The sequence below is a fragment of the Methanovulcanius yangii genome (genome assembly GCF_018687785.1).
Classification (GTDB): domain Archaea; phylum Halobacteriota; class Methanomicrobia; order Methanomicrobiales; family Methanomicrobiaceae; genus Methanovulcanius; species Methanovulcanius yangii.
This window is the reverse complement of record NZ_LTBL01000001.1, coordinates 37,922-50,627: the sequence shown is the minus strand read 5'-3', so window position 1 is coordinate 50,627 and position 12,706 is coordinate 37,922. Positions and strand designations below refer to the sequence as shown.

Here is a 12,706-nt window from a genome sequence, read left to right as displayed (position 1 = left end):
CTAGTGCCCCGTTTCATTTTCTGCCGCTTCCATCACCACATCCGCCACCGCCCGGGCGACCCCGCGATCCGTCACAAAGGGCAGCAGGTGTTCTTCAGACGGTGCATGCAGATACCCGGCAAGGCCATGGGCCGCTGCAACCTTCATTTCATCGGAGATGCGGGGTGCACGGGCATCGAGGGCACCGCGGAAGACTCCCGGGAAGGCAAGGGCATTGTTGATCTGGTTCGGGAGATCGCTCCTCCCGGTGGCGACGATCCGGGCTCCTCCGCGTCGTGCTTCGTCCGGCAAAATCTCGGGAACGGGGTTTGCAAGGGCAAAAATGACAGGATCATCGTTCATGTGCCGCACCATGTCTGCACTGAGAAGTCCCGGGGCAGACACCCCGATGAATACATCCGCTCCTTCGACGGCATCGGTGAGTGTCCCCGCCATCCCTTCACGGTTGGTCTCGTCGGCGAGGATGAATTTGTACTTGTTATCATAGAGCCCTCTTCTCTGCCGGTGAATGATGCCCTGCCGGTCACACACAATAATTGCGCCTACCCTTCGGCAGATACCCTGTCGGTACCCGATACAGCAGAGGAGCCGGGCAATGGCATATCCCGCAGCCCCGGCGCCGGAGATGACGACCCTGAGATCCTCATACTCTTTCCCGGTGACGCGGCATGCGTTTATCAGGGCGGCAAGAACGGTAATCGCCGTCCCGTGCTGATCATCGTGCATGACCGGAATGCCGAGATCCTGCAGTTCTTCCTCGATTTCAAAACACCGCGGGGCGGCAATATCTTCGAGGTTGATGCCCCCGAAGACCGGGGCAATATGCCGGATGGATTCGATAATATCGGGAAAATACCGGTCAAAACAGATGGGAAATGCATCGATACCGGCAAATTCCCTGAATATTGCCGCTTTCCCCTCCATGACGGGTATTGCGGCAACACCACCGATATTTCCCAGCCCGAGGACAGCAGAACCATCGCTTATGATCGCAATGGAATTGCCTTTCAGCGTATACCGGTAGGCAAGCGAGGGATCTTTTTCGATGGCCCGGCAGACCCCGGCAACGCCGGGGGTATAGGCCCGGGACAGGTCATCCTTCGTTTCCATCGGCACCTTGACACTGACGGCAATCTTTCCATGGTGGCGTTCGTGCAGGTCAAGCGCCTCTGTATAGTATCTCTCTGCCTCTTCGGTATTCATATCCGGATCACCATCCCGGTGATGGCTGGTGTTTCCATATAAGGGTATGTCCGACCCGCTGCAGGCGACAAGGCGGAATCCGGCGCAAGCCATCTCTACCAAAAAGCAGACGACGGAGCACCGACCGGCATGCAGGGGGCATGAGCTGCGCTGGACAGAAAGGATGCGGCGATTCTATGTATCTGCCAAATATCTGCAGAATGCCGGGTATTTTCCAAGGATTTCCATCATAGCGCTGCATTTTATGGTTTACTTCCGTTCCGTGCTCTCCGATAACCATTAAGTAAATGAACACCCATTACCGCGCTATCCCATCACAGGATGGGGGGTGTATGAAATGAAATCACTGACATTGCTGGGTATCATAGTGGTGATGGCGGCGGTGCTTGTCGCCGGGTGTACAACTCCCGAAGAGCCGGAGGCGACGCCGACACCCACACCCATGCCCAAAACGATCATTGAAACTGCACAGGATGCAGGGTCGTTTACGACGCTCATTGCGGCGGTCGAGGCGGCGGGACTGACAGGAACGCTCTCCGGGGAAGGGCCGTTCACCGTCTTTGCACCGACCGATGATGCGGTTGACAAACTTCCCGAGGGAACGGTTGCGACGCTCCTCGGGGACCCTGAAGGGGATCTCAAGGACATCCTCCTCTACCATGTGGTAGCGGGAGAACTGATGGCAGAGGATGTGGCATCACAGCCGGATGCAATGACGCTTCTCGGCAAACGGCTCCGGTTTGATACGACAGAGGGGGTAATGGTCGACGGAGCCCAGGTCGTCACGGCAGATATCGTCTGCAGCAACGGCGTCATCCATGTCATCGATGCGATGATGCTGCCGAAGGGCAACATCGTGGAGACGGCGGTCGCTGACGGAAGGTTCACCACGCTCGTCACGGCAGTTCAGGCGGCAGGGCTTGACGGCGCCCTGAGCGATGAAACAAAGGACTACACGGTCTTTGCGCCGACGGATGACGCCTTTGCGGCGCTGCCCGCTGGAACGGTGGAAGGGCTCCTTGAAGAGCCGGAAGGAGCGCTCACGGACATCCTGCTCTACCACGTGGCGGAAGGACGGCTCATGGCGGCGGATGTCATCTCCACTGAAACCATCGAGACGCTCCAGGGAAGTCCCCTCACCATCGATACCGCGGAGGGTGTCAAGGTCAATGGGGCGGCCATCCTCGTCACCGATGTCGAGTGCAGCAATGGTGTCATTCATGTGATCGATGCCGTCCTGATTCCGCCCGAATCCTGACACCTCATTTCTTCTTTTTCTCAGCATTCTCGCAAAGCCCCCACTCCATGGTGGCAATTCACCGCGGGCAGTGACAAACCTTTATTCCGATTGAAAAGAAATAGTGCGATATCGAACGGTTCGTTTTCGAACAATAAGGAGTCACCCGTACCATGAAAGGCCTGCTCTCATTTACCTCGCCCCACGGAAAGGAACGGGGCTTTCTCGCCCTGTATATCCTTCACGCCCTCCGGGGAGAAGAGAAATCCGGTTATGATCTCCTGAAGGAAATCGAAGAAAAGACAAACGGCGCCTGGGTCCCAAGCAAAGGGACTCTCTATCCCATCCTCACCCATCTCGAGGAGGAGGGGCTCATCATCGTCGTGGAAACGGGCCCGCGCTCGAAGAAAATGTGCCGGACCACCGAAAAAGGCAGGGAGATCCTCCGGTATGTGAGGGAGGAGCGGCACCGTCAACGGGAAAAATTTCTCCTCCTCCGGGACCTGCATATGGAGGTCTTCGGAGAAGACCGGACGAACCTCGGGGAGGCGCTCTGGCAGATGAGAGATGCCATCGACCATATCCCCGCCGACACCACAGAGGCAGCAGTACGAATGATCAACGAATGCACAGAACAACTCAGGAGACTCGCCAGGGATGACAGCGATTCATGTTGAAGGACTTACGAAAGAATTCGACGGCTTCGTCGCCGTCGACGGTGTCACATTTGACATCAGGGAAGGGGAGATATTCGGCCTCCTCGGCCCGAACGGGGCAGGCAAGACCACGACCATCTCCATGCTTGCGACGCTTCTCGAACCGACCGCCGGAACGGCGCTTGTAAACGGCGTCGACATACGTGATGACCAGGACGGCGTGAGAAGATCAATCGGGATCGTCTTTCAGGACCAGAGCATCGATGAAGAACTGACAGCCCGGGAGAATATGGACTTTCACGGCAGGCTGTACCGCATCCCCCGTGAGGTACGGGAAGAGCGGATCACAACACTGCTGCAGCTGGTCGAACTCGACGACCGCAGGGACAGCCTTGTCAAGACCTTCTCCGGTGGCATGCGACGTCGGCTTGAGATTGCCCGCGGTCTCCTGCACGAACCGAAGGTCCTCTTCCTCGATGAACCGACCCTCGGCCTCGACCCCCAGACGAGAAATCATCTCTGGCGCTACATCAAATCGCTCAACACGGAGAAGGGAGTCACCATCATTCTCACAACCCACTATATGGATGAAGCAGACCGCCTCTCTGACCGGATCGCCATCATCGACCATGGAAAAATCATCGCAATGGATACCCCGGCCCACCTCAAGGACCAGATCGGCGGGGATGTCATCACCGTCACGTCGCCGGATGCCGCCGCCATCGCACCGCTCGTGACGGCGGACTGGATTACCCAGACAGAATGTCACGATGGTCATGTCACCATCCACCTCAGGGATGCGGAGGCCCATATCGTTGAACTGATTGGTCTTTTCGGGACCCATGGAATCGAAGTCTCGTCGGTTTCAATCCGCAAGCCCACCCTGGAAGATGTCTTCCTGTACTACACCGGCAAGACCATTCGCGAGGAAGAGGTGGGCACCGCTGCCCGCATGCGCATGATGCACAGGGCAGGGAGGCGGTAGGCATGGATATTGTCTATACCCTCTGGCTGAGAAACATCAAACGCTACCTCCGGTCGAAGAGCCGGATTGTCGGGAGCCTGGGTATGCCGCTTTTCTTCCTCCTGGTCCTCGGATTTGGGCTTGATGCGGTCGTGCGCATCCCGGGGGCAGGCGGAACGGGATATCTGGAGTTCATCATTCCCGGCATCGTTGCAATGAGCGTGCTCTTCACCTCGGTCTTCTCCGGCATCCAGGTCATCTGGGACAAACAGTTTGGATTTTTAAAAGAGACGCTCGTCGCCCCTGTCTCCCGTCTGGAGATCATGCTGGGGCAGACCTTCGGCGGGGCCACGACCGCCCTGATACAGGGAGCGATCATCCTCGTCCTCTCGCTTGCCCTCGGAATCCGCTTCTCGGGGATCTCCGGATTTTTGGTTGCCTTCGCCTTCATGCTCCTCATAGGCATCTGCTTTGCCGCCTTCGGCATCGCAATCGCCTCGAAGATGGAGGACATGCACGGCTTCCAGCTGATCATGAACTTCGTCATCTTCCCGATCTTCGGGCTTTCGGGGGCGCTCTTCCCCATCGATAGCCTCCCCGAATGGCTGCGGGCGGTAACCTACCTTGACCCCCTCACGTACGGGGTCGAGGGTATCCGCTACGGGCTCCTCGGGACATCGTCCATAAGTCCCCTCATCTGCCTGGCTGCCCTCGGAGGATGCACTGTGGTGATGATCGTTGTCGGGGCCGCCCTCTTCAGGAAGGCCTCAATCTGATTTTTTATGTCTGCCCTGCCACAGCGCAGATATCATGGTAAAGTTCCCGCAGTGAATCCACGACAGGATTTTCCACACTCATCTCACCGATATGGAGTACATCAGGTTCTGATTCGATAATCTCTTCATTGTACGGGAGATAGTGGACGGAAGTGAACTGTACGCCACCCCCGGAGAAACGCTCGATTTTACAGATGTCCGCCTCTGAACGGACCTTGTTTATCACCAGATGTACATGCCGGATGCCAAGGTCGCGGGCAAGGAAGGCGGAATGCTCGGCCACGGTATAGGCATTGAATGAGGGTTCGGTTACCACCACCGCCTGGGAGAACCCGTCCGACATGGCCCGCCCGAAATGCTCGACCCCCGCCTGTGTGTCCATTAATATCACCTCGTCTCTCCGGAGGCGGATATAGCGGATGACGCTTCCGAGAAGGGCGTTTTCCGGACATAGGCATCCTCCGGCGGCATTCAGGACGCTGCCCATCACAAGAAGGCTGATGCGATCGTCGATGGCAATGCCGAAGCGCTCCACCACATCCGCAACCTGCGGGTTGAGCCGGAGGACGCCGCCCCAGGCGCCGCCCGGCCGGACCCCTACCTTCTCCTCGATATATGCGGCATTCTGCGCGAGCGGCACGATCTCCGATGCGAATTCGGGGGGATACCCGAGGGAGAAGGCAAGGTTCTGCTGGGGATCCTCATCGACGGCGAGGACATTCATCCCGGCGCCGGCAAATATGGAGGCAAGAATGGCGCAAGTGGTCGTCTTGCCCACCCCTCCCTTCCCGGCGATGACGATACGCATCCCGCTACCCGGTGACGGTGCCCGGTGAGTCCGGAAATACCGCGTCGCCTTACGAATCCCGGAATTGTTGCCGCCCATTCCCTCTTCCTCGTTTACAGTCCCAGCTCCTTTCTCTTCGCGTCGATGTGCGCGATGATGAGCTTCGCCGCTTCTTCAGGGTCCGGTTCCACGGCAAATGCCGCCCGGACCACCCCTTCCACCCCGCCGGTAAGAAGCTCGGCAACATTCTGGCTGCCGGTGATCTTGGGCATCACGCCGAGCACGGTATAGACCCCCGAGGCGACAAAATACGACCCGATGGAGACGGCTTTCTGCGAATACCACTCCGGGGCCGCTCCTGCCACCGGCAATTGATGAATGCCGACACCCAGCGCATTAGCAAGCTCCGCAAGAAGGACGAGAATGCGGGAACAGTCCACGCACGACCCCATGTGCAGCACCGGCGGAATGCCGAGGGCCTTGCAGACCTCACGGAGACCGGGTCCGGCCAAAAACGCGGCGTCGGGCATCAGAAGTCCCGCCTTGCCGGATGCAATGGCGGCACATCCGGTCTCGACACACAGGATGTCGTGTTTTATCAGCTCCCTTGCGAGGGTCACGTGCCCGTAGTCATGCTTCACCTTCGGGTTGTTGCACCCGACAATGCCCACAGCACCCCGTATCTTCCCCGCCGCAATCGCATCGATGAGCGGCTGGAAGGTTCCGCCGAGGGCCTCCTCGATGGCCTCTACCGAAAAGCCGGCCATCAGGTCGACCGGTTGGCCGGGGATGATCACCTTTTCAGGAACCCTGTTCGGGAAGTTGTTAACCGCCATTTTCAGGATTGCCTTTGCGGTTTCATAGGCATTCTCCGGTCTGAAGTCATAGTAGTAGGAGCCGACCACCTTCGACTTCTCGCTCGTCGAGACGATCTTCGTGTGGAAGCAGCTTGCCGTTCGCGGCAGCGAGGGGAAGATGCACTGGTAGTCGATGATCATCGCCTCAAGGGCGCCGGTGGTGATCACGAGCTCCTGGTTGAAGTGGTTGCCCGCCATCGGGACGCCCTTTCGCATGAGGAGTTCATTGCCGGTGCAGCACAGCCCCACGAGATTGACGCCCTTTGCTCCCATCTTCTCCGCGAGCCTTTGAATCTCGGGGTCTTCCGACGCCCGGACGACCATCTCCGAGAGCATCGGGTTATGGCCATGGAGTGAGACGTTCACATAATCTTCCTTCAGAACGCCGAGGTTCACCTGCGAGGTCCTGATGGTTGGCGTCCCGAAGAGGACATCGGAGCACTCCGTTCCCATCATCGAACCCCCCCACCCGTCGCCGAGGGCCGTCCGCAGGCCGTGGAGGAGGATGTTCACATAACTTGCCCCCACCCCCATGTGGACGCGGTGCATCGCCTCGACGATCTCGCGGTCGACACTGCGCGGGCGGATGCCGGCAGCCTCCCAGATGGCCTGCGTCTGCCCGGGGGCACGGTTTGCAAAGCAGATCTCATTTTTCACCGTTCCGAACTCCTCGAGGAGGCCCAGGCCAACATCGACCGCGACGTCTTCATCGCTGCGGCCCTCAGTCTCAACCCCCAGTTCGACGGCGATACGCCTGAGTTTTGCCGAGTCTGTGATGGCATATCCCTGGGCCGTACCCTTGCCGGTCTTCAACAGCGTCTCGACGATGTCACGGCCATGATCCGAGTGGGCGGCAGCACCGGTTGCGATGGTGTCGAGCAGATTGCGGGCAACGACGAGATCCCTGTCCGCACCGCAGACCCCCCGTTCGCGGTTGTGCTCGGGGATGATCCGGCACGGCCCCATCGCACAACGATTGCAGGAGAGGCCGCTCGCGCAGTACTTGCACTCGGGCTGCTGCATCTCATACCGGTCCCATACCGTCTCGACACCTTCACGCAGGGTATGACGAAGCATCTCCTGGGCCATTTCATCAATCGTCCGCTCCTGAACCTTCTCCTCGATGAGTTTCGGGTCCATAAGACTCATCCGTGCCCGGTCAATCTCGCAGGTCTCAAGCTTTCGTTCGATCAAGACCGGTTTTTGTTTCTCGTCCATCCATCTCTCTCCTTCTTCCCTCACGTGAGACAAGTATCCAGTATCGGTGCAGATGGACGACATTGCATATAGTTATTATCCAGTGAAAATGAGTGCAGGAGCGGCCGGGCGAGGCAGTCGCCGGCCCGGATACCGGCTCATCATGCCGTAATTAAGAGAAATACCGCAGGATGTATGCCGAGTCAAATGCCGCATGACGAGGATACGGTATCTACAATATGGATTCTCCCGGAATATTGCCAAAGACAGACATCCGGAGTGGTCTTCAGAGGATCTTCTGCATCCAGACTTCATCGAAAAGGGTGCCGAACTTCATGCCCACCCCCACGAAGCGACCGCACTCCTGAAATCCATGGCGTGCATGAAACCTGATGCTCCCCTCGTTATGCGAAGAAATGCCTGCAAGGATGGTGACGATTCCGGATTTGGCTCCCTCTTCTTCCAAAATTCCCAGAATCCGTGCCCCGACCCCCTTTCCGGTCCTATCCGGCCGGATAAAACAGGTGAGCTCGGCAGTTCCCGCAAAGACCGCCATCGGACGATGCGGTCGGAGCAGACCAAACCCTGCCAGTGCACCGTCGGCATCCCGGACGGCCGCGGCCGGGTACCCGGCGGCATGTGCCATCAGTTGATTAAAGAAGGCAGGGGGCACCGGTTCCTCCGGATAGGCGGCGAAGGTGTGCCTTACATAGTGGTTAAAGATCTCAGTTGCCTCGTTCGCATCATCAGGCCCAAGGGGGCCGAAGGTATACTCGTTCATCGATGATCTCCCGGCGACGGACGTATGCCCGTCCCCCTCACCCGTCACAGACCAGTGAAGAGTGAATGGAAAATGTTTAGCACATATACAATATTAGTATAGCGCCTTTACGATGTCACAGGAGATGACCGGGAGGGGGGTTCTCCTGTTCCTCCCCCATCGGGTGGAGCGCGATGGCCGCTCTCGCCGACGGACATGCTGCAAAGATCTCCTCGATACGCAGAAAGAACCGCTGCAGATTCTCCAGGTCACGGGCACTCAGGGAGCGAATTTCCTCTTTGAGTCTCCGATTCACCAGTGCATGATACCGCCGGTGCCAGTTGAAGGCTTCCTCACCCCGCACGGTCAGGCGGAGCAGGACGGTTTTTTTGTCCCCTTCCTGATTCACCCGCTCGAGATATCCCTTCTCTTCGAGGCGTTTTGCAGTCTGGGAGACCGCCCCCTTGGTAATGCCCAGTCGCATCGCAAGGCGGCTGACACCCTCATCCGGATACCGCCCCGCGATATCGATCAGGTGAACTTCGGAGGGGTAGAGCAGCACTCCATGGCCGATATCGACGGGTTCGCTTTCGATGGCCGCCGCCATATTCAGTACACGGACGAACCGCTCCATCATCTCCGGTTCCTCTCCATCCTCGTCCCCAAAATTGTATAGCATGTATACCCTTCATTGGAGCTCCGCCTACCTGAATATTCCCCTGTCATCAGCCGGCACCGGCATAAGTCGCACGCCTCATTCGAACCGTTAGCGTCAGGACTGGCATAGGTTATCTTACCCGCCGACGGTATGACTCTTTGGCGTTTCATAGGAATGAAAGGTCTGATCAACACAGGGATTATACCGGAGCATCATGGAAATCCGGCAGCCTTAACAGGGATTTTACTTTCACGGGAATGTTGTACCATGTCAATCGATCCCGGTCGGCACCCGCCCGATGCTTCTGATCATCTCCCGGATGGGAAGATATGAGAGACGAAGGTCACCCAATCTATTTATTGCACCATCTCCCCATCTGAACATACCGAAAACCGGTGCATGCCCGTGACCCCAGAGATCTTCCTTGTGCTTGTTGTCCTTGCCGCCACTGTCATCCTCTTTGTCACCGACAAACTGAGGGTCGACATAATTTCCATCATCATCATGCTCACGCTCGGCTGGCTGGGTCTCGTCTCCCCGGCACAGACATTCTCCGGATTTGCCAGCAACGCCGTCATCTCGGTGATGGCGGTGATGATCCTCGGCTACGGGGTCGACCGGACAGGGGTGATGATGCGTCTGGCACGGACAATCGTGAGGGTCGCCGGTGCGAGCGAGCGGAAACTGATCACCGTAATCTATTCGGTCGTAGGAATCCTCTCCGGGTTCATGCAGAATATCGGGTCGGCGGCACTCTTCCTCCCTGCAGTTTTGCGCATCTCAAAAAAGACCGACATCCCCCGCTCGCGCCTCATCATGCCGATGGGATTCATGGCAATCCTCGGGGGAACGATCACGATGGTGGGGTCATCCCCCCTCATTCTCCTCAACGATCTTCTCATCCAGGGGGGCCTCGAACCATTCGGCATCTTTGCCGTCACTCCGATAGGCCTCGCCCTCCTTATGTCAGGAATTCTGTACTTCCTCCTTCTGGGGAGATACGTGCTCCCGTCCGGCGAAGCGGAAGCGGTCGTACCAGTTCAGCAGGAGATCATCGAAACATGGCAGCTGCCCCGGAACATGCACCACTATATCGTCCCGAAGGAGAGTCAGCTCGTCGGCATGAGCAGGGAGGATGTATCCCTTAAAGCCCGCTACTCCCTCCATCTTCTCGCGGTAAAGACCGGGCGGGACATCCTCTATGCACCGTGGAGATACTTTGTCTTCGCCGAAGGCCAGATCCTCTCCCTCCTCGGAACCGCAGAGGATGCAGAGCGGTTCGGGACAGAATACGGCCTCGTCCCCGTAGGAAACCAACAGCGCATGAGCGAGGAGGTCGGCGAAGAGCATGCCGGATTTGCCGAGATCATCGTCCGCCCCCATTCGCCGTACATGGGAAAGACCCTCAAGGAGGTTTCTTTTCGCAAAGAGCACGGCCTCGAGGTCATCATCTCTCTCACAAAGGAGGGGGAACACCGCCGGGAATTCTTCGACCTTCCGATGGAGATCGGCGACACGTTCGTCGTCTACGGTTCGTGGGAGAAGATCAACCGCATCGGCCAGGGCCCGGAGTTTGTGCTAAGCACCGTTCCCGAAGAGAAGGGCGTGGAATCCGGCAAAGGTCCATTGGCCCTTGTCTGTCTCGTCGGGGGCATTGGACTTACCTTCACGGGCGTCCCGATTGCCCTGGGTCTTTTGACCGGAGCCATTGCAATGATCCTCGGCAGGGTTCTTAGTATCGGCGAGGCGTACCGGGCCATCGACTGGCGGACCGTCTTTCTCCTCGCAGGCCTGATCCCCCTGGGCATCGCCATGGACCAGACAGGAACCGCTGCATACATCGCAGATGCGATGATGAGCGTTCTTTCGATGGCCCATCCGTTCCTCATCCTCCTCGGCATTGCAGCGCTTGCCACCTTTTTCTCCCTGTTCATGTCAAATGTCGCCGCCACCGTCCTCCTTGTTCCCCTTGTAATTATCATCGGCACATCGGCGGACCTCGACCCGAGGGGTCTTGCCCTCCTCGTTGCCATATGTGCTTCAAATTCGTTCATCCTTCCGACCCACCAGGTCAATGCATTCCTGATGACGCCGGGTGGATACCGCAATGGCGATTACCTGCGGGCCGGCGCTGGTATGACCCTCCTCTTTCTCGTCCTTGCGTCGGGTTTAGTTTATATATTATTCGTATTATAAGACAATCATTCAGATTCAGGATGGATACGATGCTCCTTAAACAGTTCTTTATCGAAAAAATTGCCCACAGCTCATACCTGATTGGAGGAAATACGAGCTGTGCGATCATTGATCCCGGCCGCGACGTGGACCGTTATATCGAGGCAGCCGCGGCAGAGGGCTTGAAGATTACTCACATTCTTGAGACGCATCTCCATGCCGACTTCGTCTCGGGACATATGGATCTTGCCGAACAGACGGGTGCGAGGATCTATGCCCCTGCCGCGGGGCACTGCACTTTCGAGCATGTCCCTCTCAGCGGCGGTGATACCTTCCGCATCGAGGACATGGAATTTCATGTCCTTGAGACCCCCGGACATACCCCCGACTGCCTGGTCTACGTTGTCGCAGACACCTCCCGTGGGGGTACGCCGGTGGCGGCATTCACGGGGGACACCCTCTTCGTCGGGGACGTGGGGCGCCCCGACCTTTTCCCGGGAAAAGCCCGCGTGCTCGCAGAACAGCTGTACGACAACCTTCACACAAAGGTCATGACCCTGCCACCCGAATGCCTGGTATTCCCGGCACACGGAGCGGGATCCCTCTGCGGAAAGGCGATGGGGGCAATGCGGTTTTCGACGATCGGATACGAAAACACCTACAACCCGGCGCTCCGAATCGGCGATACGGAAGAGTTCATCCGGTCACTGACCGTCAATATGCCCCCCGCACCCGACCACTTCGCCCGGTGCAGCGACATCAACCGGAAGGGACCGGCACTCGTAAGAACGCTGCCTTCCCTGCGGGCGATGAAACCGGCTGAATTCCACGAGAGGATGAAGGATGCGGATACCATCGTGGTGAGCATCCGCGACTATGCCACATTCGGGGGGCAGCACATCCCCGACAGCTACCACATCGACATGGGCGGCAACTTCCCGACCTTCGCGGGATGGGTGCTCCCGCCGGACAGGGACATCCTCCTCGTCACCGACAGCCCGACACAGGCCAAAGAGGCGGTCATACAACTCAGGCGGGTCGGCCTCGACCGGACCATCGGCTACCTCGAAGGGGGGACGCATGCATGGGTGATGGCAGGATACACCACCGATCACATCCATCAGCTCTCCCCTTCCGAGGTGCACGAGAAACTGAAAGACCCGGCAACCGTGCTCGTCGACGTCCGGGCACGGGAGGAGTACGAAGCCGGGCATATTCCGGGCGCCGTCAATATCATGGCAATGGACCTCAGGACACGGGCGGGAGACCTCGACCCGGACACACCCACAATCGCGATGTGCCGGAGTGGACACCGCTCGAGCCTCGCCTGCAGTATTCTAAAGCAGAAGGGCTTCTCCGACGTCTATAACGCCGCCGGGGGGATCACGGGCTACATCGCCGCAGGGTTCATGAAGACGTAAGGGTGCATTGGAAAG

Annotated in this window: 11 protein-coding genes; 6 read left to right on the top strand and 5 right to left on the bottom strand. The window is 58.1% G+C overall.

The window, feature by feature from the left end; genetic code table 11:
* Positions 1–1,203, bottom strand: coding sequence for an NAD(P)-dependent malic enzyme (locus AZH53_RS00280; protein ID WP_319641556.1), 1,203 nt, complete (start codon positions 1,201–1,203; stop codon positions 1–3).
* A gap of 337 nt (positions 1,204–1,540) precedes the next feature.
* On the opposite strand from AZH53_RS00280, the gene AZH53_RS00275 reads away from it, so the two are divergent.
* From AZH53_RS00275 to AZH53_RS00260, 4 genes are all read left to right on the top strand, one after another.
* Entirely contained in the window at positions 1,541–2,461 is a 921-nt protein-coding gene (locus AZH53_RS00275) for a fasciclin domain-containing protein (RefSeq protein WP_319641555.1), read from the top strand.
* Positions 2,462–2,613: 152 nt separating this feature from the next.
* A complete protein-coding gene (locus AZH53_RS00270) occupies positions 2,614–3,117 on the top strand; it encodes a PadR family transcriptional regulator (RefSeq protein ID WP_319641554.1) in 504 nt (167 codons plus the stop codon).
* Entirely contained in the window at positions 3,098–4,081 is a 984-nt protein-coding gene (locus AZH53_RS00265; protein WP_319641553.1) for an ATP-binding cassette domain-containing protein, read from the top strand. Before AZH53_RS00270 ends, AZH53_RS00265 begins: the two co-directional genes overlap by 20 nt.
* A gap of 2 nt (positions 4,082–4,083) precedes the next feature.
* Positions 4,084–4,836 carry an ABC transporter permease gene (locus tag AZH53_RS00260; protein ID WP_319641552.1) on the top strand — a complete coding sequence of 251 codons (753 nt, stop codon included), beginning with the start codon at positions 4,084–4,086 and terminating at the stop codon, positions 4,834–4,836.
* Between the two features lie 4 nt (positions 4,837–4,840).
* Here the strand turns inward: AZH53_RS00260 and AZH53_RS00255 are convergent, their stop codons facing one another.
* The 4 genes from AZH53_RS00255 to AZH53_RS00240 form a co-directional block, all read right to left on the bottom strand.
* Positions 4,841–5,722 (bottom strand): ATP-binding protein, encoded by an 882-nt coding sequence (locus tag AZH53_RS00255; RefSeq protein ID WP_319641551.1) that lies wholly within the window; start codon positions 5,720–5,722, stop codon positions 4,841–4,843.
* A 14-nt stretch (positions 5,723–5,736) separates the two neighbouring features.
* On the bottom strand, positions 5,737–7,698 hold the full coding sequence (gene cooS, locus AZH53_RS00250) for an anaerobic carbon-monoxide dehydrogenase catalytic subunit (protein WP_319641550.1): 1,962 nt from the start codon (positions 7,696–7,698) through the stop codon (positions 5,737–5,739).
* 265 nt (positions 7,699–7,963) lie between these two features.
* On the bottom strand, positions 7,964–8,506 hold the full coding sequence (locus tag AZH53_RS00245) for a GNAT family N-acetyltransferase (RefSeq protein WP_319641549.1): 543 nt from the start codon (positions 8,504–8,506) through the stop codon (positions 7,964–7,966).
* Between the two features lie 67 nt (positions 8,507–8,573).
* On the bottom strand, positions 8,574–9,116 hold the full coding sequence (locus AZH53_RS00240; protein ID WP_319641548.1) for a MarR family transcriptional regulator: 543 nt from the start codon (positions 9,114–9,116) through the stop codon (positions 8,574–8,576).
* A 378-nt stretch (positions 9,117–9,494) separates the two neighbouring features.
* On the opposite strand from AZH53_RS00240, the gene AZH53_RS00235 reads away from it, so the two are divergent.
* The gene (locus AZH53_RS00235; protein WP_319641547.1) at positions 9,495–11,291 is read left to right on the top strand and encodes an SLC13 family permease; all 1,797 of its coding nucleotides are present in this window, start codon (positions 9,495–9,497) and stop codon (positions 11,289–11,291) included.
* A 20-nt stretch (positions 11,292–11,311) separates the two neighbouring features.
* On the top strand, positions 11,312–12,691 hold the full coding sequence (locus AZH53_RS00230) for an MBL fold metallo-hydrolase (RefSeq protein ID WP_319641546.1): 1,380 nt from the start codon (positions 11,312–11,314) through the stop codon (positions 12,689–12,691).
* Positions 12,692–12,706: the final 15 nt, after the last annotated feature.